Origin of the sequence: Phaeobacter italicus, from assembly GCF_001258055.1 — a bacterium.
Lineage (GTDB): Bacteria > Pseudomonadota > Alphaproteobacteria > Rhodobacterales > Rhodobacteraceae > Phaeobacter > Phaeobacter italicus.
In genome coordinates this window covers 64,547-85,631 of the sequence record NZ_CVRM01000002.1, presented here as the reverse complement: position 1 = coordinate 85,631, position 21,085 = coordinate 64,547, and the positions used below count along the sequence as shown (strand labels likewise).

General features: G+C 59.2%; 20 protein-coding genes. 8 read left to right on the top strand and 12 right to left on the bottom strand.

Annotated elements, in window-relative coordinates:
• The first annotated feature begins 83 nt into the window (after positions 1-83).
• On the top strand, positions 84-2,480 hold the full coding sequence (gene pheT / locus NIT7645_RS01020; protein ID WP_008562662.1) for a phenylalanine--tRNA ligase subunit beta: 2,397 nt from the start codon (positions 84-86) through the stop codon (positions 2,478-2,480).
• Between the two features lie 65 nt (positions 2,481-2,545).
• Here the strand turns inward: pheT and NIT7645_RS01015 are convergent, their stop codons facing one another.
• Positions 2,546-3,424 (bottom strand): LysR family transcriptional regulator, encoded by an 879-nt coding sequence (locus NIT7645_RS01015; protein ID WP_008560950.1) that lies wholly within the window; start codon positions 3,422-3,424, stop codon positions 2,546-2,548.
• Positions 3,425-3,510: 86 nt separating this feature from the next.
• On the opposite strand from NIT7645_RS01015, the gene NIT7645_RS01010 reads away from it, so the two are divergent.
• The 4 genes from NIT7645_RS01010 (at position 3,511) to NIT7645_RS00995 (ending at position 5,923) form a co-directional block, all read left to right on the top strand.
• Complete coding sequence (locus tag NIT7645_RS01010) at positions 3,511-4,149, top strand: class I SAM-dependent methyltransferase (protein WP_008562318.1); 639 nt, start codon at positions 3,511-3,513, stop codon at positions 4,147-4,149.
• A 112-nt stretch (positions 4,150-4,261) separates the two neighbouring features.
• Positions 4,262-4,711 carry a YtoQ family protein gene (locus NIT7645_RS01005; protein ID WP_008559067.1) on the top strand — a complete coding sequence of 150 codons (450 nt, stop codon included), beginning with the start codon at positions 4,262-4,264 and terminating at the stop codon, positions 4,709-4,711.
• Between the two features lie 44 nt (positions 4,712-4,755).
• Positions 4,756-5,253 carry a GNAT family N-acetyltransferase gene (locus tag NIT7645_RS01000; protein WP_008562586.1) on the top strand — a complete coding sequence of 166 codons (498 nt, stop codon included), beginning with the start codon at positions 4,756-4,758 and terminating at the stop codon, positions 5,251-5,253.
• Between the two features lie 133 nt (positions 5,254-5,386).
• Positions 5,387-5,923, top strand: coding sequence for a hypothetical protein (locus tag NIT7645_RS00995; RefSeq protein WP_008559359.1), 537 nt, complete (start codon positions 5,387-5,389; stop codon positions 5,921-5,923).
• A gap of 111 nt (positions 5,924-6,034) precedes the next feature.
• Here the strand turns inward: NIT7645_RS00995 and NIT7645_RS00990 are convergent, their stop codons facing one another.
• From NIT7645_RS00990 to iolD, 10 genes are all read right to left on the bottom strand, one after another.
• Positions 6,035-6,841: a mechanosensitive ion channel family protein gene (locus NIT7645_RS00990; RefSeq protein WP_008561950.1), complete on the bottom strand. Its 807-nt coding sequence runs from the start codon at positions 6,839-6,841 to the stop codon at positions 6,035-6,037.
• Positions 6,842-6,960: 119 nt separating this feature from the next.
• On the bottom strand, positions 6,961-7,395 hold the full coding sequence (gene mscL / locus NIT7645_RS00985) for a large conductance mechanosensitive channel protein MscL (protein ID WP_008562256.1): 435 nt from the start codon (positions 7,393-7,395) through the stop codon (positions 6,961-6,963).
• A 277-nt stretch (positions 7,396-7,672) separates the two neighbouring features.
• Entirely contained in the window at positions 7,673-9,217 is a 1,545-nt protein-coding gene (locus NIT7645_RS00980; RefSeq protein ID WP_008563175.1) for an alanine/glycine:cation symporter family protein, read from the bottom strand.
• Between the two features lie 17 nt (positions 9,218-9,234).
• On the bottom strand, positions 9,235-9,669 hold the full coding sequence (locus NIT7645_RS00975; protein ID WP_008562617.1) for a universal stress protein: 435 nt from the start codon (positions 9,667-9,669) through the stop codon (positions 9,235-9,237).
• Positions 9,670-9,930: 261 nt separating this feature from the next.
• The gene (locus tag NIT7645_RS00970) at positions 9,931-10,941 is read right to left on the bottom strand and encodes an NAD(P)-dependent oxidoreductase (protein WP_008562005.1); all 1,011 of its coding nucleotides are present in this window, start codon (positions 10,939-10,941) and stop codon (positions 9,931-9,933) included.
• 208 nt (positions 10,942-11,149) lie between these two features.
• Entirely contained in the window at positions 11,150-12,136 is a 987-nt protein-coding gene (gene iolG / locus NIT7645_RS00965) for an inositol 2-dehydrogenase (protein ID WP_008562863.1), read from the bottom strand.
• Positions 12,130-12,969 carry a class II fructose-bisphosphate aldolase gene (locus tag NIT7645_RS00960; protein WP_008562356.1) on the bottom strand — a complete coding sequence of 280 codons (840 nt, stop codon included), beginning with the start codon at positions 12,967-12,969 and terminating at the stop codon, positions 12,130-12,132. The genes iolG and NIT7645_RS00960 overlap by 7 nt, the downstream gene beginning before the upstream one ends.
• The gene (locus NIT7645_RS00955) at positions 12,966-13,823 is read right to left on the bottom strand and encodes a 5-deoxy-glucuronate isomerase (protein WP_008560734.1); all 858 of its coding nucleotides are present in this window, start codon (positions 13,821-13,823) and stop codon (positions 12,966-12,968) included. The genes NIT7645_RS00960 and NIT7645_RS00955 overlap by 4 nt, the downstream gene beginning before the upstream one ends.
• Before the next feature lie 10 nt (positions 13,824-13,833).
• The gene (iolC, locus tag NIT7645_RS00950; protein WP_008559210.1) at positions 13,834-14,817 is read right to left on the bottom strand and encodes a 5-dehydro-2-deoxygluconokinase; all 984 of its coding nucleotides are present in this window, start codon (positions 14,815-14,817) and stop codon (positions 13,834-13,836) included.
• A complete protein-coding gene (gene iolD, locus NIT7645_RS00945; RefSeq protein ID WP_008562457.1) occupies positions 14,817-16,691 on the bottom strand; it encodes a 3D-(3,5/4)-trihydroxycyclohexane-1,2-dione acylhydrolase (decyclizing) in 1,875 nt (624 codons plus the stop codon). Before iolD ends, iolC begins: the two co-directional genes overlap by 1 nt.
• A gap of 120 nt (positions 16,692-16,811) precedes the next feature.
• Between iolD and NIT7645_RS00940 the strand changes: the two genes are divergently transcribed.
• From NIT7645_RS00940 to NIT7645_RS00930, 3 genes are read left to right on the top strand one after another with little or no spacing between them, the layout of a single operon-like run.
• Positions 16,812-17,915 carry a Gfo/Idh/MocA family protein gene (locus NIT7645_RS00940; protein ID WP_207509041.1) on the top strand — a complete coding sequence of 368 codons (1,104 nt, stop codon included), beginning with the start codon at positions 16,812-16,814 and terminating at the stop codon, positions 17,913-17,915.
• Positions 17,916-17,938: 23 nt separating this feature from the next.
• The gene (locus NIT7645_RS00935) at positions 17,939-18,832 is read left to right on the top strand and encodes a TIM barrel protein (protein ID WP_008560991.1); all 894 of its coding nucleotides are present in this window, start codon (positions 17,939-17,941) and stop codon (positions 18,830-18,832) included.
• 11 nt (positions 18,833-18,843) lie between these two features.
• Positions 18,844-20,001, top strand: coding sequence for a Gfo/Idh/MocA family protein (locus NIT7645_RS00930; RefSeq protein WP_008559258.1), 1,158 nt, complete (start codon positions 18,844-18,846; stop codon positions 19,999-20,001).
• Between the two features lie 63 nt (positions 20,002-20,064).
• On the opposite strand, the gene NIT7645_RS00925 is transcribed toward NIT7645_RS00930, so the two are convergent.
• The gene (locus NIT7645_RS00925; protein WP_008559904.1) at positions 20,065-21,069 is read right to left on the bottom strand and encodes a LacI family DNA-binding transcriptional regulator; all 1,005 of its coding nucleotides are present in this window, start codon (positions 21,067-21,069) and stop codon (positions 20,065-20,067) included.
• Positions 21,070-21,085 lie beyond the last annotated feature (16 nt).

The window sequence follows — 21,085 nt, the reverse complement described above, 5'->3', positions numbered from 1 at the left end:
AGGGGTGGCAAGGCTTGCACATGGGGGCAATCTTTGTCATTGCCTGCTGCAACATGCATGGCTTGCCATAGGAAACCGGACCGATGAAATTCACTCTTTCTTGGCTGAAAGATCACCTCGAGACCGACGCATCGGTCGAGGAAATCACTGAAACCCTGACCGACCTCGGCCTTGAGGTTGAGGGCGTGTCCAATCCCGCCGACCGGCTCAAGGAGTTTACTCTGGGCTATGTGAAGCACGCGGAAAAACACCCTGACGCGGACAAGCTGCGCGTCTGTAAGGTGGACACCGACGAAGGTGAAATGCAGATCATCTGTGGCGCACCCAATGCGCGCGAAGGCATCACCGTCGTCGTGTGTAAGCCGGGGATGTACGTGCCCGGGCTGGACATCACGATCGGTGTCGGCAAGATCCGCGGCGTCGAGAGCTTTGGCATGATGGCATCCGAGCGCGAGCTGGAGCTGTCGGACGAGCACGATGGGATCATCGAACTGCCGTCGGGCGAGGTTGGTGACCGTTTTGTGGATTGGCTGGCGGCAAACGACCCCTCCAAGGTCGATCCGATGATTGAAATCGCAATCACGCCGAACCGGCCTGATGCCCTGGGCGTGCGTGGCATTGCGCGCGACCTCGCGGCACGCGGTCTTGGCACGCTCAAGCCGCTGACGGTTGATCCTGTCGAGGGCGGCTACGAGAGCCCGATCAAGGTCGAGATTGCAGAGGATACGCTGGATGGCTGCCCGCTGTTCACCGGTCGCCTGATCCGTGGCGTGAAAAACGGGCAGAGCCCGAAATGGCTGCAGGATCGACTGACCGCGATTGGTCTGCGTCCGATCTCTGCTTTGGTGGATATTACCAACTACTTCACCTTTGACCTGAACCGCCCGTTGCACGTGTTCGATGCAGCCAAGGTGGCAGGCAACCTGCGTGTCCATCGTGCTGCTGGCGGCGAGACCCTGGTCGCACTGGACGAGAAGGAATACACGCTCTCTGCAGGTCAGATGGTGATTTCCGATGACAACGGTGCAGAGAGCATCGCAGGTATCATGGGCGGCGCCGAGACCGGCTGCACCGATGAGACTGTCGATGTCTTCCTCGAAAGCGCGTTCTGGGACCATGTTCAGATCGCGACCACGGGCCGGGCGCTGAAAATCAACTCGGACGCGCGCTACCGCTTTGAGCGCGGCGTGGACCCGGAGTTCACCCGTGATGGTCTTGACCTAGCGACCCGCATGATCCTGGATCTCTGTGGTGGTGAGCCATCGAACGTCGTGGTTGCCGGGGCGGTGCCTGATCATTCGCGCGCTTACAAGCTGAACCCGGAGCGGGTGCAGTCCCTGGTTGGCATGGAAATCCCCGAGGCCGAGCAGCGCCAGACGCTGACCCGCCTTGGCTTCCGTCTTGAAGGCAACATGGCCCATGTTCCGAGTTGGCGTCCCGACGTGCTTGGCGAAGCGGATCTGGTCGAAGAAGTCGCGCGGATTGCCTCGTTGACCAAACTGCAGGGCAAACCACTGCCGCGTCTCACGGATGGGATTCCCGCGCCGGTGATGACACCGCAGCAGCGCCGCCAGCAGATCGCGCGCCGCACCTGCGCAAGCCTCGGCTACAATGAAATCGTCAGCTACACCTTCATCGATCAGGCCTCTGCGGCACTGTTTGGTGGTGGCGATGACGCAACCATGCTTGCCAACCCGATTTCATCGGAAATGTCGCATATGCGTCCGGCCTTGTTGCCGGGTCTCTTGCAGGCGGCAGCGCGCAACCAGGCGCGTGGTTTTGCCGACATGGCGCTGTTTGAGGTGGGACCTGCGTTCCACGGCGGTGAGCCGGGGGAACAGCACAACCTGATTTCCGGTCTTCTGGTGGGGCGTACCGGCCCGAAAGACGTGCATGGTGCAAGCCGCGCTGTGGACACTTTTGATGCCAAAGCCGATATCGAAGCGGTGCTTGCGGCCATCGGTGCGCCTGCCAAAGTCCAGATCCTGCGCGGCGCAGAGCCCTGGTGGCATCCGGGTCGCCACGGCAAGATCTGCCTCGGCCCGAAGAAGGTGTTGGGCGTCTTTGGCGAACTGCACCCCAAGGTTCTGAGCGAAATGGGGATCAAAGGGGCTGCCGTCGCCTTCACCATCTGGCCGGACGAAGTGCCAATGCCGCGCAAGTCAGGTGCAAGCCGTGGCGCGCTGGTTCAGAGCGACCTGCAGGCCGTCGAGCGCGACTTTGCTTTTGTTGTCGATGACACCGTAGAGGCGCTCACTCTCGTGAATGCGGCTGCTGGGGCGGATAAAGCGCTCATCGAAGATGTCCGCGTCTTTGACGAGTTCATCGGCGGTAGCCTTGGCGAAGGCAAAAAATCCCTTGCGATCACAGCGCGGCTTCAGCCGACGGACAAGACGCTCACCGAAAAGGATATCGAAGCGGTGAGCGACAAGATCGTGGCCAAGGTCACCAAAGCGACCGGCGGCACCCTTCGCGGCTAATCGCATCTGCCAGCTGGCGGTGGACAAACGAAGAAACGCGCCCCCGGTCGGGAGGCGCGTTTTTGCTATTTCGCGGCAAAGAACTCTGCCAGCATGTCATAGACCAACCTGATGCGTCTGCTGGTATGCAGCTCTCTGTGGGTGGTCAGCCAAATGGGAAACGTGATCGGTCCGGCATCCTGAAGCACGCGCTCGACCTCCGGGCACTTTGCGGCAACATCATCTGACATCGGCGTAATGCCAAAGCCCTGTTTCACCAGCTCCCACGCGACAAGCCCGCTGCTGGATCCGATGCGAAACTGCTCAGCCGTGACCGGAATGCCCATGGGAACGAGATATTCAATCATTCTGTCTGTATCGCCAAAGCTGACAAAGTCGTGGTCGGCGAGATCGCTGTAACGCTCTGGTCGGCCCCGTTTGTCGAGATAGCCGCGGGAGGCGTAGAAATGGCCAGAGGCCTCTTGCACCAGACGGGCGATCAGATCTGGTTGGTCAGGTCGAACATGGCGGATGGCGATGTCGGCCTCTCGGCGCATCAAGTCACGGATGTCATTGGTGGCGACCACATCGATGGTCAGCCGCGGGGCGCGACGCTGCAGCTGTTGCAGCACCTCGGGCAGTACGTACGCCGACATCATATCGCTCGCCGTGATCCGGATCGTCCCGTCGATAGACTGGGCTTGGCCGGTTGCGGAAAGGGACAGGGCCTGTGCTGCCTGCCCCATGGTCCGGCTGTGATCGAGCAATTCGCGTCCGGCCTGTGTCAGCTCCAGTGACCGGCCGACACGTTCAAACAACAGCAGCCCCAGCTCTGTCTCGAGCGCGGCGACCTGGCGCGACAAGGTCGGTTGCGTCAGGCCGAGTTTGCGCGCGGCCGCCGATAGCGACCCGGAGTCGGCTGTAGCAAGAAACGCGCGGATATGGTTCCAGTCAGGGCTATTCATGCAGATATGTATATCAACCCTGCGAATTTGGGCAATTTCCCATTGGTTTGCGCATGGCTAATCTCGGGCCAGTTAGGAGAGTTGAGATGACAAGTGACGCCCGCTTTTGGAACAAGATAGCCGCGAAATACGCCAAGTCGCCGATCCGCGACGAAGCTGCCTATCGCTATACGTTGGAGCGGACACGCTCTTATCTGAAGGACGGGGACACCGTCGCGGAACTGGGCTGTGGGACAGGGTCGACTGCGATTGAACTTGCTCCGGCTGTGTCCCGGATGGTGGCCACTGATCTGTCCAGCGCGATGTTGGATGTCGGAAAGGAGCGGGCCTGGGATGCGGGGGTAAGCAACATAGAGTTCCACTGTGCCCCAGCCGAACAGATCCCGGATGGCCCTTATGATGCGATCCTTGCTCATAACCTGCTCCATCTGTTGCCCAATACGGACGAGGTTTTGCAATCTGTCGCCGCTGCATTGCGCCCCGGTGGCTTGTTCATCTCCAAGACGCCCTGCCTGGGAGAGGCGCGTGGGAGCCTGAAATACTATCTCTTCAAGATTGCGATCCCTCTGATGCAACTTGTTGGCAAAGCCCCCAGCAATGTTGAGTTCACCCGGATTGCCGACCTTGAGGCCGCGATCCAGAAGGCGGGGTTTGAGATCATCGAGACCGGGAATTATCCGGTGGATGTGCCCAGCCGTTATCTGGTTGCGCGCAAGCGGGCCTGAAGGGCGCGATCATGTGGTGGACGGCAGAGGCTGGCTGGTGAATACTCTGCCCAACTCCATCTGATGAAGCCCTGCAGACACTGATCTGCGAAGCGGCTGGAAAGGACACGACATGACATTCAAGGTTTATCTCTCTGGCGAAATCCACACCGACTGGCGCGAGCAGATCCGCGATGGCGCGGCAGGGCTTGATGTGGAATTTGACAGCCCGGTAACCGATCACGATGCGAGCGACGACTGCGGTGTGGCCATTCTTGGGGCTGAGCCGAATAAATTCTGGCATGACCACAAAGGTGCGAAAATCAACGCGATCCGGACCCGTAAGGGCATCGAAGAGGCCGATGTCGTCGTGGTGCGCTTTGGCGAGAAGTACAAGCAGTGGAATGCCGCCTTTGACGCGGGCTATGCTGCCGCTTTGGGGAAATCCCTCATTGTGCTGTCCCAGGACGAGCATCAACACGCCCTGAAAGAGGTCCACGCCGCCGCACTGGCCGTCGCGCAAGAGCCCGGTCAGGTCGTGGACATTCTGCGGTACGTTCTGACTGGTCACCTGCCAAAGTGAGGGAGACACAGCATCGGGACGCCCCGCGGCTTGAAACAGCCAGATTGATCCTGCGCGCGCATGTTGTCGATGATTTCGAGGATGTGGCAGCGATGTGGGGCGATCCGGAGGTGGTTCGCCATATCACCGGCACGGCCGCTGATCGAGAGGCCAGTTGGGCGCGTTTGCTGCGTTATATCGGGCATTGGAACGCGCTGGGATTTGGGTACTGGGCTGTCGAGCGCAAGGAGGACGGGCGTTACCTCGGCTCTGTTGGTTTTGCAGACTACCAGCGCAGCCTGGAGCCTGTCATTGAGCCCGTTCCAGAGGCTGGCTGGGGTTTTGTGACCGATGCCCAAGGTCAGGGATATGGGCTCGAAGCCGTTCAGCGAATGCACGATTGGGCCAGCTGCGAGACGAACTGGAGTGCCACGGTTTGCATCATGGCGCCGGATCACGACGCCTCTCGCAGATTGGCAGAAAAAGTTGGCTATCGCCCTCATGGGCAGACCACCTACAAGGGTGATCCTACCTTTGTTATGTGGCGCGACGTCAACCGATAGTCGACCTTTTTTTGTGGGCGGGACACGACTTGCAGCGCGCGCCCGCAAGCGACTGTTAACTTCTTCTCCGGTATTCTTGGCGGTGTTGAATTGCGACCATTTCCGCTTTGCTTGGTCGGGACCAGAGAGACCAATGACAAATCGGCGCAGACCACCTTCAGAAATCACACCTCTGATCGAGGATACCGGGCTGTTCAAGCGCGAGGTGCGCGATGTTGTGGTCGAGCTCATTCCGGTCACGAACCGCAGTAGTCGCGGTGACCTGATTGTTCAGGGCATTGTGCGCCCGGAAGCCGAGATTGAGGTCGTCTTTGCCGGTCGTCGCCTGAACGAGGCGGTTGCGCTGGTCGAGAGGATGAAAGTGCTGCGAGCCCAAGCCGTGCGGACCGCAACGAACGGGCATGAAGCGATGGCCAACATCCGGCGTATGCGTTTGCCTGTGCAGGTCCGTGGCGCATGGCGGTTGCGGTTTGAGCGTGATGATTCCGGTTGGGAAGTGAAGAGCTATCAGCTCCTTGCGGCGCAATGGGCATTCACCGATCTTGATGGCTACAAACGAACATGTGGTTGGCCACCGGTCGAGGTTGAAGATCGCGGATTGGAGCGCGAGCGACTGGCCCGCGCCCGGCTCGCGAGCAATCGCACCAGCCAATCCGCTCGTCCTGATTAGCGGGCTGGTTAGCGGGCTGGTGCCCGAGTTGCAGAAATGACAAACGCCCCGCATGACCTGCGGAGCGCCTGAGTGTTTTTGGGACGTATGCGTTTGCTGCGCGCCCTGTGATCAGCCGGCTTTCTTGATTTCCACGCTGTGCGGGTAGGGGATGGAAATGCCTTCTTTGTCGAACGCTTCTTTCACCGCCTGCGTCATGGCGAATTTCAGTTCCCAGTAATCCGCAGCGTTGCACCACAGGCGCGTGGTGATGTCGACGGAACTGTCACCCAGGTTGGTGACACGCACCCACGGGGCCGGATCCGGCAGTACCCGCTCGTCGGCCTCGGCCAGACGCAGGATCACGGCCTTGGCGGTTTCGATGTCGTCGCCATAGTCGATGCCGAACACGATATCCACGCGACGGGTGCTGTGGGCGGAGAAGTTGGTGATGATCGCGCCCCAGGCCTGACCGTTGGGAACGATGATCTGTACGTTGTCGGCAGTGACCAGTTCGGTGAAAAACAGGTTCAGATCCTTGACCGTGCCGGATGTGCCGCCGATGTCGACAAACTGGCCAAGCTTGTAAGGACGAAAGAGCACCAGCATGAAACCCGCTGCCAGGTCGCTTAGCGTACCCTGCAGAGCGAGGCCGATAGCCAGGGTCGCAGCGCCAAGCATCGCGACAAGGCTGGTTGCCTGGATGCCAAAGATGCCCAGTACAGCAACCAGTACAATCGCCAGCAGAACCCAGCGTACGGCGCTGGCGGCGAAGTTACCCAGGGTTTGATCCAGTTGCGGGGTTGCATTGATCCGACGACGAACGGCGCCGCTGATAACGCCGGTGGCAATCCAGCCGATTACCAGAACAACCAGTGCCTTTGTTGCCGTGATGGCAAGCGGCCAGAGCAGGCCGGCCTGTGCGATCAAATCTTCCATGATCCGTAAATTTCCTTGTCAGTGTCGTTTTGCTGGCCTTGCGAGACAAACAGGCCTGTGATCCCCGCGGCTTAGTCCGACTGGCCGCGAGGGAAAAGGGCTCTTCCGAAGAGCGTCAATCAACGGCGCAAAGAGTCACGGATTTCCAACAGCACATCCAGTTCCGTCGGACCTGCGGGTTTTTCTTCGGCGGGCAGCTCTGCCTCCTTTTTGACCGCAGCGTCTTTGATGTTGTTGACGGCCTTGACCAGCATGAACACCACAAAGGCGATGATGAGAAAGTTGATGACGGCCATGATGAAGGCACCGTGGGCAAACACGGCAGCGCCGGCCTCGCGGGCGGCTTCGAGGCTGGCGCCTGCGGGCACTTCACCTGCGAGGACGAGATATGAGTTGGTGAAATCTACCCCACCGGTAAAGAGACCGATGATGGGGTTGATCAGATCGCTCACCATGCTTTTGACAATGGCCGTGAAGGCTGCACCGATAATGATGCCGACAGCCATATCCATGACGTTGCCCTTGGCGATGAAATTCTTGAATTCCTGAATCATGTTTTCTGTCCCTGTTGGTGTGTTGGGTGCGCACAGGAATGCCCGGTCGCAGCCAGTCCAGTTTAGCCGCAGGTCTTGTGCACAGGTCACGGTTTTTTTGCGCTGACTTGACGCATTTTCGCGAACTGCGCAGGACTGGCCTGCGCAGGACTGGCCGGTGGCGCAGTAAGGCAAGCGATTGAATGTCCGGGGGATGGGCCCGCTGCGGGAATGCGCGATTTCGCGTGACTGGGCAGGCGGGGTCTCCCGGCGGCAATGACCGCCAGGAGATGTTTTTTTATTGGAACTTCTGGATTTCGCCCGATTTCAGGCGCGCCAGGTAGCTGTTCAACTCTGCCTTCACGATTGGCATCAGGAAGTAGAGCGCGACGATGTTGACCACCGCCATCGCAAAGATGGCCGCGTCAGAAAAGTCGATCACAGGGCCCAGGCTTGCTGCGGCGCCGACGACCACAAAGAAGCAGAAGATGAGCTTGAAGATCAGCTCAGTCGTCTTGCCTTCGCCAAAGAGGAACGTCCATGCCTTCAGCCCGTAGTAGGACCAGGAGATCATGGTGGAAAAGGCGAACAAGATCACCGCGACAGCCAGCACGTAGCGGAACCAGCCAAAGGCAGAGGAGAAGGCCGCAGACGTCAGCGCAACGCCGGAGTTGCCGTCAACAGTCTGGATTGCACTGCCGGATTCGTTCAGCAGATACAGGCCGGTTTCCGGATCGGCGATCAGCTGGCCGGTGATGATAATCACCAATGCGGTCATCGTGCAGATAACGACGGTGTCGATGAACGGCTCCAGCAAGGACACAAAGCCCTCTGTGATCGGCTCTTTGGTACGCACCGCAGAGTGTGCAATCGCTGCAGAGCCAACGCCGGCCTCGTTTGAGAACGCTGCCCGTTTGAAGCCCTGGATCAGGGCACCTACCATGCCGCCTGCGACGCCCAGCCCGGTGAAGGCCCCGTCAAAGATCTGACCAAAGGCCCAGCCGATCTTGTCAGCGTTCATCGCAAGAATGACAAGCGCAGTCAGCACATAGAGGACACCCATGAAAGGCACGACCTTTTCGGTGACGCGCGCGATGGATTTCAGGCCGCCCACAATCACGGCAAACACGATGGTTGCAAAGATGATACCCGTGATCCAGCCCGGATAGTCACCCAGAACATTGGTCAGCTGCGCATGTGCCTGGTTGGCCTGGAACATGTTGCCGCCGCCAAATGCGCCGAGGATGCAGAAAATCGCGAACATAACCGCAAGGAACTTGCCACCGGGCAGGCCGCGCGCGGCAAAGCCCTTGGTCATATAGTACATCGGACCACCGGAGACGGTGCCGTCGTCGTATTCGTTGCGATATTTTACGCCAAGCGTACATTCCGTGAATTTCGATGCCATGCCCATCAGGCCGGCAAGGATCATCCAGAAGGTTGCCCCAGGACCACCGATGCTGACGGCAACCGCCACACCCGCAATATTCCCAAGGCCGACAGTGCCAGAGAGCGCCGTTGCCAGGGCCTGAAAATGGCTGACTTCGCCCGCGTCATTGGGATCGGAATAGTCCCCTTTGACCAGCGCAATCGAATGCGGGAAGGCGCGGAACTGGATCAGCCCGAAGTACAGCGTGAAAATGGTTGCCGCAATCACCAGCCAGGCGACGATCCAGGGAAAGCTGGTGCCGGGGAAGGGGCTGAAGATGAAGTTGACGAACCAGCCGGTGGAGCTGGCAAACAGCTCGTTCACTTGTTGGTCGATGGACTGGGCCATCAGCGGGCCGGATGCTGCAAGCAAACCCGGCACGGCCAATGTGGCCGATTTGGTAAAAGTACCCATGTTGAACCCTGACAATGTTATGGAACGATGGTGACGGGAACCGGAGCCGCTTGCGCCAGCGTCCCCGCAACCGAACCGAACAGCCGCGATGAAAGTGCGGAGTGGCCTGTGCGGCCGATCACAATCAGATCGGCGTTTTCGGATTTGGCGATTTTCACCAGCACCTCTGCGATGTTGCCGTATTTTACCTCGGCGGTCACATCGACACCGCTTGTTTCCATGTCTTTCAACAGCGGTTTGATGAGTGCCTGCTCTGCGCGCTCAAGTTCTTCGCTGCGCCGCTTGTGGCGTTCAGCCAGCTCTTCAGCAGACAGAAACGAATAAGGCGACCATTCCAGAACATGCGCAACGACAATGCTGCCGCCCTGTGCCCGTGCCACATTCAGCGCAAAGTCCAGCGCAGAGCGCGCACTTGTGCTGCCGTCGTAGCCAACTACGATTTTTGAGGCCATGTGCCCCTCCCATTGTTGCGTCACCCCTGTGACGAAGTGTCCCAGAAGTATATCACAGCGGGTAAGGAGGCATCCCGAAAGGCTTATGTTTCCGAAGAATTAACCATGCACAAATCGCATAATTTGCGGGTCAGGACGGAAAATTACCCGTCTCCTGCAGGCTGGCGACAGGATATTTCGCGCGATTCGGGGAACCTCCGAATCGATTCGGAGGTGATGTTGGATGATTCGTCGGTTGCGGATCCGATGCGGGGCCGCGGCCTAGCTGCCGCGCCCGGCGGGTACGATCTCGTACCCTGGCTCTTCCGGTTCATCATCTGTCATCTCGGCCGGGAAACCGGGCGCACGAATGTCGAGGCCGGTTGCCTCCTCCAGACGTTTGATGATGTTGGGAGACAGTTCCCGACTACCAAACCGGGCTTCACCGTCTTTGAAAATGTCGATCATCAACGGGTTCATCTCAAGCGGGACGTTGTGGCGATCGGCCACTGCCTGAAACAGGCCGATATCCTTGGACACGAGGTCCATGGTGAAAGAGATGTCGCGCGAGCCATTCAAAATCACCTGGCTTTCCGTCTCATGAACAAAGGATGTCCCGGATGAAATCTTGATCGCCTCATATGTGGTGTTGAGATCCATGCCCGCGGCTTTTGCCGTGACCAAGGCCTCGCAGCACGTGATCAGATTTGCGGTTGCCAAGTAGTTGGTGATCACTTTCAGAACCGAAGCAGAGCCCATCTCTCCTGTGTGCAGGATACGGCGGCCCATTTTGGTCAAGAGGGGCAGGATGCGTTCGAAGGTGGGGCGATCACAGCCTGCAAAGATTGAGATGTTGCCGGTGTCGGCACGGTGGCAGCCGCCGGACACCGGGCAGTCCACCGCTGCGCCGCCAGCGGCCAGAACCAACGCTCCAAGTCGCTTGATCTCGGCCTCATCCGTGGTCGACATCTCCATCCAGATCTTGCCCTCGCGCACCTCTGGCAGCATCATCTGCATGACCTGATCAGAGGCGGCAGGTGAGGGCAGGCAGGTGATGACAGCATCACAGTCGCGCATCAATTCAGCAGGACTGCTGGCTGCCGTGGCGCCCCGCTCTGCAAAGCTGGCAACCAAGTCCGGATTGAGGTCATAGACACTCAGCTCCACTCCATTGCGCAAGAGACTGCCGCTCAGCTTGCCGCCGACATTGCCCAGGCCGATAAATCCAACTTTCATGCCGCTCTCCCTGCTGGCTGTTTTTGAAAGGCTTTCCAAGATCGCCTTGGAAGGCAAAGGAAATCGACGCTGATGCACGGAAGAATCTGGTTACACGTGTGACAGGGCAGGCGGCGAAACTTGTTGCGCTGCAGCAAAAGCGTACAAGCGACAGGAAAGGTGGGATTGTCGCCAAGGCATGCTGTCTGTTTCTTGTGTCCTTGCAGTGCGGGGCAGGGCGAACCAGCTGAGTCGCGCAGTCGATCAACCTCTCAGGCGGTCTTGATCAGACCCTGACAGGCGCGCCTGTTTCCAGCGATTTTGCCGCCGCATCCGCGAGGACCTGTGCCCGCAACCCGTCATCGATGCTGGGAGAGAGCGGGGTTCCTGATGTCACGGCCTGCGCGAAGGTTGCCATTTCGATACGGTAAGCGGCCTCGTACCGTTCGAGAAAGAAATGCTGCGCCGGGGCTGTGGTAAAGCCGCTGCTGCCTGCGCTTTCCACGGTGTTTTCCAGCAGGTTCGCTGCCCGCAGCATCCCTTTGGAGCCGTGAACCTCGATCCGCTGGTCGTAGCCATATGTGGCTCTGCGGGAGTTTGAAATCTGACAAATCTTGCCGCTGGCCGTGGTGAGAGTGACCGCTGCGGTGTCCACGTCCCCGGCTGCGCCAATCGCAGGGTCAACCAATGCCGCACCTACCGCAAACACCAGTACGGGCTCTTCATCCAGCAGAAACCGCGCCATATCAAGGTCATGGATCATCATGTCGCGAAACAGGCCGCCTGATGTCTTGATATAGCTGATCGGTGGCGGGGCAGGGTCGCGCGACAGGATCGAGACGATCTCGACATCTCCGATTTCGCCTGCTCGTAGGCGTTTCTGCAAGTTGGAGAAGCTGGGATCAAAACGACGGTTGAGCGCGGTCAGAAAGGGCACGCCTGCCTTGGCAACCGCCTTTTGGCAATCGCGAATGCGGTCGGCGGACATGTCCACGGGTTTCTCGCAAAAGATCGCCTTGCCGGCTGCCGCTGCCTTGTGGATCAGGTCATAGTGGGTATCCGTTGGCGTCCCGATTACAATTGCATCGACATCCTCGCTCGCAATCACGGCGTCGCTGCTGCGCACCTCGGCTCCGGTCTTGAGCGCGAGCGCCTGTGCCGCTTCGGGGTTGGCATCGCTCAGGGCTGTGATGCGCACGTCATCCAGCTGTCCAACCGAGCGGGCATGAACCTGCCCGATCCGCCCGCAGCCAAGAAGTCCAATCTTCAGCATGGTGTTTCTCCCTTGAAGGCCTTCAGAACCTTGCGGGTCGCAGAGACGAGGGGGGCATGCGTTTCAGACAGGATACTGACCCTGTCAAACCGCGCGGGATCTTTGTTCACGGCCTGCCGCAGAGCGGCGCCAAATGCCATGCGCAGCTCGGTCCCGATGTTGAACTTACAGATCTTTGAGTGTTGAGCCAGCATCATACGCTGCGCGATCGGAACGCCGGACCCGCCGTGAATGACCAGTGGTGTATCCGTCACGGCCTCGATGGCGCGGATGCGGTCAATGTCCAGCCCGCCTTCCTTGTCCTGTTGCAGATGGACATTGCCAACCGAAATCGCCATCGCATCGACGCCTGTTTCTGCTGCAAACCTGCGGGCTTCCTCTGGATCGGTGCCCGCTGATCCTTCACCACCAGAATAGCCGACAAATCCGATTTCTCCCTCGCAGGACACGCCAGCGGCCTTCGCCATTTCGACGATTGCAGCGGTTTCGTCGATGTTTTCAGCCAGCGGTTTGCGCGAGCCGTCATACATAACCGAGGTAAAGCCGCTGTCGATTGCGATGCGGCAGTCCTCGACGGTGTAGCCGTGGTCGAGGTGGGCGACCACCGGAACGGATGCGGCCTCTGCCAGATGTGTGAACATCTTGCCAAGGATCGGAAGGGGCGTGTGGAGACGACAGGAGGGGCCTGCCTGCAGGATCACCGGAACGTTCTCTTCCTCCGCGGCGGTGACATAGGCGCGCATGTCCTCCCAGCCAAGGGTGACGAGACCTGCCACCGCATAGCCGCCCTTCAAGGCGGGCTGGAGGACATCCGAAAGCGTCGCGAGGGTCATTTGAACTTTGCCACCATGTCCTTGATGCCGGGAATAGTCTCCACCTGATAGGCGTGGGTGGGCTGGAAAAACTGGACAAGGCTGCGCTGGCTCAGCCCACCAAGAATGGTAAAATAGTACATCTCATAGCCGGGCATGACCACGCAGGGGTGATAGCCTTTGTCGATCACCATGGTTGAGCCATCCATGAGCTGATAGGCATCGCCGGGTTTGCCTTCTTCTCTTTGCAAGACCTGCACCGCAGAGCCATGGTTGGGGCGAAAGCGAAAGTTGTAGGTTTCGTCATGGCGGGTTTCGATAATCGTGCCATCGGGATCTGTCCGGTCGGTGTCGTGCTTGTGGGGGGGGAAACCAGACCAGCCCCCCTGACCGACTGTAAACAGTTCCGACACCAGAAGACGCCCCACCTTGTCGTGCTGCTTCTGGCCAAGGATATGTTTGATCTTTCGGTGGGTTTTGGTGTCGTCAGAACCGTATTGTACCAGATCAATACCGTCGGCCCGCACCTCAAACGGTGTCAGTACCTTGTCATAGCGCGCGCCGGCCACAAAGGTCTCTGTGCTGTCTGAGAGGCAGGTGATGGTCACCTTTGCACCGACGGGAATGTAGACGCCTTCTGGCTCGCCGTCCCAGACGTCTGCGCCGCGGTTGCCAAGATTGGCGTAAGTCAGGCCTTCGACCTCAACCGTGACCGTGCCGGTTGCGGGCACGATGCATGTTTCATAGCCCGGCACCTGATATTCAAAACTCTGGTCCTTTGTCAGTTTGACGATGTTGAAATAATTGAGCGGGACCCGAGCGTCATCCGCATCAACAATGGGTTTGTTCAGATTGTCATGGGGAGCGATGTGCATTGCGGTCCTCTTAGGTTTCTGTGGGCCCCGGGTGCGTTTTGAGAAACGCCTCCAAGGTGGCGGTGTCTGGCATCGCTGGGGCGCAACCCGGTTTTGAAACAACAATCGAGGCGCAGGCGGAGCCGCGCAGGATCGCGTCCTTCATGTCTCGCCCCTCTGCCAGCCCGGCGAGAAATCCCGCCATGAAACTGTCGCCTGCGCCGGTTGGCTTCAGCGCCTCAACTGGGAAGATGCCGGTCGAGATCTCGGCCTCTCCCGCAAAGGTGACCGCGCCCTTGTGGCCCATTTTGTAGACAACAATGGCTGCGCTCTCGTGTGCGAGTGCGCGGGCTTTGCCCAATCCCCGATCGTAGGCGCCAGCCATGAAGCCGAACTCTTCGTCGTTGCCCACGATGATGTCTGCCATTGCGCCTGCGCGCGACAACACATCGGCAGCGACCTCTGCGGAGGGCCAACTATAGGGGCGGTAATCGACATCGAAGATCACTGGCATCCCTGCGTCGCGTGCGCGTTCAAACGCCCGGAAGGCCGCGCCGCGTGACGGCTCTGCGGCAAATACCGTGCCAGCGGTGACCAGGGCGTCGAATGGGGAAAGATCAATTGCGTCGATGTCTTCCACCGTCATCTGAAAATCGGCGGCATTGTTGCGGTAGATGACGCTTTGGTGGTTCTCTACGCGGGTTTCATAGACCGCAAGGGATGTCCGGTGCTCGCCTGTGATGCGTTTCACGTGGCGGCGGTCAACGCCGTAGCGATCCAGCTGAGTCAGGCAGTACCAGCCAACTGCATCGTCAGAAACGCTTGTGACCAACGCTGTGCGACACCCCAGCTTTACTAGACCGGCCGCGATATTTGCACTGCTGCCACCCATTGCGACCATCATCTCTGTGGCGTCTTCGGTCGCGGTTCCCGGCGGTGTCGGAGACAGATCCATCCCGACCCTGCCAATAACCAGAATATTACGTGCGTTCAGCATCAGGGAGCTATCAGCCATCACACCCCCCGCCGCTGACGGCTGCGACCTGCTTCCCAGTCCAGATGGGCAGCCTCCACGTTCTTATCGTCGGTGATATGCGGGGTGCCGACCTCCCACCAGGCGTGACCCTCGGTGGTCCAGCCTTCGTAGGCGTCAACCCGCATGACGATGACAGATGTCCGCTCGCACGCTTGCGCGCGCTGGAACGCTGCTGCCAGCTCTGTCGGGTTGGCAACCGTTTCCGTTTCTGCACCCATCGCTTGGGCGTGGGAGGCAAAATCGACACCAAAAGGATCCGGGATCGTGGGGCAGTCGGACAGCAAGTTGTTGAAGCTCGCATTGCCGGTGTTGTTCTGAAGCTTGTTGATGACGGCGAATCCGCCGTTATCCAGCACCAGAACGATCAGTTTCTTTTGGCTCAGAACGCTTGAGTAGATGTCGGAATTCATCAGCATGTAGGATCCGTCACCAACAAAAACGATGGTGTCATTCTCAGGCTCTTGTTCGCACTGCGCGATGCGGGCGCCCCAGGCCCCGGCAATTTCATAGCCCATACAGGAAAAACCGAATTCCACATCCACAGTGCCAGGGGACAGCGTGCGCCAGTTGGCCGTGACCTCAGCGGGCAGCCCGCCAGCGGCGGCGACGATCCGGTCGCGCGGATCGCACAAGGCATTCACGACCCCAATGGCCTGCGCATAGGAATTGGGGCGGTTGTCCCCATAGCTGACGTTTTCGGCAACATAGGCTGACCATTTGCGTCGCTCTTGCCGCGCGAGCTGTACCCAATTCTCTGGTGTGCGGTAGTCCCCCAGATTGGCTGCGAGGGCACGTATCGCGCATTTGGCGTCACCGACAACCGGCAAAGCGCGGTGCTTGCCCGCGTCATGACGTGCGGCATTCACCGAGATAAAGCGCGCGTCCTGAGCAAATGCAGTCCACGACCCGGTGGTGAAATCCTGCAGGCGTGTGCCGACGGCCAGGATGACATCCGCCTGCGCTGCGATCGCGTTGGCGCTGTCTGAACCGGTGACGCCGATGGGACCGATGTTGAGCGGGTGATCATTGGTGAGATTGGCGCGCCCCGCGATGGTTTCAACCACGGGGATCTGATGGTCTTCGGCAAACTTGGTCAGCTCTTGCACTGCGCGGCTGTATTGAACGCCTCCGCCGGCAATGATCATGGGGCGCTGGGCGGATCGCAGCAGGGCAACCGCGTCGTCTATCTCGGCTGCATCTGGTGTTGTGCGCCGGATGCGATGTACTTTCTTTTCAAAGAACACAGCCGGATAATCGTAGGTCCAGCCCTGTACGTCCTGCGGCAACCCCAGAAAGGCAGGGCCGCAGTCACCGGGATCCAGCATGGTCGCCACTGCTGCGGGCAGAGACTGTATGACCTGGGCAGGGTGCGTAATCCGGTCCCAGTAGCGTGAGACCGGTTTGAAGGCATCGTTGACGCCAAAGGTCGGGTCGCCGAAATTCTCCATCTGCTGCAGCACAGGATCCGGAAGCCGGGTCAGAAATGCATCCCCGCAGAGCATGAGCATCGGCAGACGGTTGGCATGGGCGAGGGCGGCCGAGGTCAACAGGTTCGATGTGCCCGGCCCGGCGCTGGCTGTGCAGAACATGAACCGTTGCCGCAACCACTGTTTGGCATATCCGGCAGCCGCAAATCCCATGCTCTGCTCGTTTTGGCCGCGATAGAGGGGCAGGGCATCTTGCGCCTGGTACAGCGCTTCGCCGAGGCAGGTCACATTGCCGTGGCCAAAGATGCCAAAGCCGCCACCACACAGGCGATATTCTTCGCCGTCGATGTCGATGAACTGGTTGGAAAGCCAGCGGATAATGGCCTGTGCGGTCGTCAATCTGAGTGTTTCGGGCGGCGGCGTCATTCGAAAGTGTCCCTGCAGGTGATCCGTGCTCGCGACGATTTCGTCTTGCGAGATTTCGAATCCCAAGATACAAGTTTTGCAACCGGTTGCAAATTGAATTTCAAACAGGGAGAGGCAAGGATGACCGAGATCGGCATCGGAATTCTTGGTGGCGGCTATATGGGCAAGGCCCATGCTGTGGCCATGTCGGCCGTTGGTGCCGTGTTCAACACGGCACTGCGCCCGCGGTTGGAAATGGTCTGTGCCTCCAGCCCTGAGAGCGCCGAGAAATACAGACTGGCCTATGGATTTTCTCGTGCAACTGACCGCTGGCAGGCATTGGTTGAGGATCCGAAGGTTGAGGCAATCGTGATTGCAACGCCGCAGGAAACCCATAGGCAGGTCGCCGAAGCGGCCTTTGCGCTTGGCAAGCCGGTGTTCTGCGAAAAACCGCTGGGGGCGTCGCTAGAGGACAGCCGCGCAATGGTGGCCGCCGCAACCGTATCTGGTTGCCCCAACATGGTTGGGTTCAACTATATCCGCACTCCCGCCAGCCAGTATGCCCGTTATCTGATCGCGCAGGGGGCGATCGGCGACATCACCTGGTTCAGGGGCGAGCATACCGAGGATTTCTATGCCGATCCGGACGCTCCGGCGACTTGGCGCACGCAAGGAGACGCCAACGGCACGATGGGCGATCTGGCGCCCCATATGATCAATGGTGCAATGGCGTTGATTGGGCCGATTGCTGAGGTGATCGCCGAAATCGAGACGGTTCACCACGAACGGCCCGGCGGGTCGGTCACAAATGACGACCAGGGACAGATGATGTGTCGTTTCGCCAATGGCGCAATGGGCCAGATGTTCTTCAGCCGGATCGCGACCGGTCGCAAGATGGGATATGCCTATGAGATCACCGGCACCAAGGGGGCCATTCGGTTCGATCAGGAAGATCAGAATGCGATTTGGCTCTATCTCGCCGAGGGCGATGAAGCGCAGCGCGGCTTTCGCAAGATTCTGACAGGCCCGTCGCATCCCGACTACCTGCCGTTTTGTCAGGGACCGGGGCATGGGACGGGTTATCAGGACCAGATCCTGATTGAAGCGCGGGATTTCCTCAGGGCGATTGAGACAAGACAACCGATTTGGCCGACCTTTGAAGATGGTATGGCGGTTAATCAGGTCATCACGGCGGCCATGACCGCATCCAGAACGCGCGCCTGGCAGGCCGTATCAGATTTCTGAAATTTCCGAGAAAGATCACCGAAATGACTATCAGAATTGGCAATGCGCCCTGTTCCTGGGGGGTGGAGTTTGCTCAGGATCCGCGCAATCCGTCTTGGCAAACCGTGCTGAAGCAATGTGCTGCGGCTGGCTACAAGGGAATTGAGCTTGGGCCTGTCGGCTTTATGCCCGAAGATCCCGCAGTGCTCTCAGAGGCGCTCGCGGAGAATGGTCTGGAGCTGATTGGCGGCGTGGTGTTTCGCCCGTTCCATGATCCTGCGAAATGGGACGAGGTTCTGGATGCGGCCCATCGGACGTGCGCCGCGCTTAGGGCGCACGGTGCAGAGCATCTGGTGCTGATCGACTCTATTTCAGAGCGGCGCGCGCCAACTGCTGGCCGCGCGTCTGAGGCTGAGCAGATGGACAATGCCGAATGGAGCGCCTTTCGTGATCGCCTGGCAACCATCGCCCGGATCGGATCAGGGGACTATGGGCTGACGGTTGGGATACATGCTCATGCTGCGGGCTTTATGGATTTCGAACCGGAGTTGGAGCGGTTGCTGGACGAGGTCGATGAAGACATCCTGAAGATCTGTTTTGACACGGGTCATCATTCCTATGCGGGGTTTGATCCGGTCGCCTTTATGAAACGGCATATCGGGCGGATCAGCTATATGCATTTCAAGGACATCGATCCCAAGGTGAAGGCCGATGTGATCGACAAGCGGACAGGGTTTTATGATGCCTGCGGGCAGGGGATATTCTGCAATCTCGGGCAGGGGGATGTTGATTTCGCTGCCGTTCGTGATGTGCTTGTCGGGGCGGAGTTCTCTGGCTGGTGTACGGTTGAACAGGATTGCGATCCAACGCTTGATCCTGATCCTTTGGGTGATGCGCGCCTGAACCGTGAATATCTTGAATCTATTGGCTTTAATTGAGGGAGGCGATCATGGCGAAACTGAAATGGGGCATGATCGGCGGCGGAGAGGGGAGCCAGATCGGCCCGGCTCATCGCCTGGGTGCTGGCTTGGATGGTGCGTTTGAATTCGCTGCGGCGGCCTTGGATCATCGCCCTGATGAAGGGCGCGCGTACGGCCAGCGGTTGGGACTGGCAGCGGATCGGGCCTATGGCAGCTGGCAAGAAATGCTCGCAGGAGAGCGCGGTCGCGAGGATCGTGTCGACCTCGTGACGGTGGCGACACCAAACGCCACCCATTTCGAAATAACCAAGGCCTTTCTCGAAGCGGGCTTTCACGTGCTGTGCGAAAAGCCGATGACGATGACCGTGGAAGAAGGCGAAGACATTGTTCGCATCGCGCAGGCCACGGGCAAGATTTGCGCAGTGAACTATGGCTATAGCGGCTACTCCCTTGTGCGGCACATGAAAGCGATGGTCGCGCGGGGAGATCTGGGAAAGATCCGCATGGTCAAGGCTGAATTCGCTCACGGCCACCATGCTGATGCGGAAGATGCAGACAATCCTCGTGTGCGCTGGCGGTATGATCCGGCTCAGGCTGGGGTGTCGGCACAGTTTGCCGATTGCGGAATACATTCCCTGCACATGGCGAGTTTTGTGATTGGTCAGGAGGCAGAGCGCCTGTCTGCCGATACCGTAAGCTGCATTGCCAGCCGTGAACTGGAAGACGACGCGATGGTCAATCTGCGTTTCGATGGTGGCGCGGTTGGCAGGCTCTGGACCTCTTCGATTGCGATTGGCCGTCAGCACGGCCTGACTTTGCAGGTCTTTGGAGAAAAGGGGGGGCTGCGGTGGGCGCAAGAGCAACCCAACCAGCTTTATTGGATGCCCCTTGGGGAGCGGTTGCAGGTGATCGAACGTGGAGAGGCCGGGCTGAGCCCCGAAGCCGACCGCACCACCCGCGTGACCATCGGCCATGCCGAGGGCATGCCGCTTGCCTTCGCCAATATCTATAGTGATCTGGCCGAGGCAATCCGCGCTGATAAAGAGGGGCGTGCGATGGATCCGGCTGCGGATCTCTATCCGCGTGCCGTTGACGGGCTACGGTCTATGGCTGCGGTATTTGCCGTTGCTGAAAGCGGCAAGGCAGATGGCGATTGGGTTGATGCCCGCCCACCGATGTTCCGCTGACCTGATCCGTGCCGGGGGTAGTGTTGAGCTGCCCCCACCCGGCATCTGGATCGGCTTTCCAGCTTAGCTAGAGGGCAACGGGCGCAGGGTGCTGCGCTCAACCACCCGGCAGGGAAAAATCCGCGCCTCGGGGTAGCGATCAGGTTCGTCGAGCATGGCTACGACCAGTTCGATGGATGAGTTGACGATCTGTTCAATCGGCTGGTGAATGGTGGTGAGGCTGTTGCTCTCCCAACGGGCCATTTCCATGTCATTTAGCCCGATGATGCCAATGTCTTCGGGCACCTTCAGGCCACGGTCTTTGATGGCGCTCAGCGCGCCAAGGGACAGAACATCGTCGCCGCAGAAATAGGCCTGGGCTGGCTTGTGTTCCAATAGGCGCAGCATTTCCTTGCGGCCGGCCTCAAACGAATAGGCATCCGCAAAGCTGTGGCTGTGTTTCAGATCCGGGTGTTTCGCCATCTCGGCGCAAAACCCTTCAAAACGGTCCTGGGTAGAGGTCGCATTTTGCGGCCCACCCATGAATGCAACCTCTATGTAGCCGCGCGCCACAAGCGTCTGCGCGGCCATCCGGCCGCTTTCGACGTTGTCGATGCCCACAACATGCACCTGCGGACTGGATGAAGCCCGGCCAAAGCTGTGCACAACAGGGACGCCGGCGTCGCGAAATGCCTTGGCAAAGCCCGTTGGCAGGGTTGACGAGGCAACGACCACGCCATCTACAGAATACTGCCGCAACATCCGAACGGAGTTTTCCGGGTCGGTTTCGTCGCTGAGATTGACCAGAAGCGGGCGCAGCCCCTTGTCCTGCAGGCGACGGGTGAACCGGTCAAAGACCTCCAGAAAAATTGGGTTGTGGAAGTTGTTGGAGACCAGCCCGATTAGTTTTGTCCGCCCGGTTGTTAGCGAGGATGCCAGAGCATTTGGGCTATAGCCCAGCTCCTGCGCGGCTTTCTCGACCTTGCGTCGCATTTTTTCAGAAACCGATGCCCCGTCTGTGAAGGTGCGCGAAACCGCTGACCGCGATACCTTGGCCCGTTCTGCAACATCTTTCAGCGTGACCGCCATTGCTCTGACTTCCTCT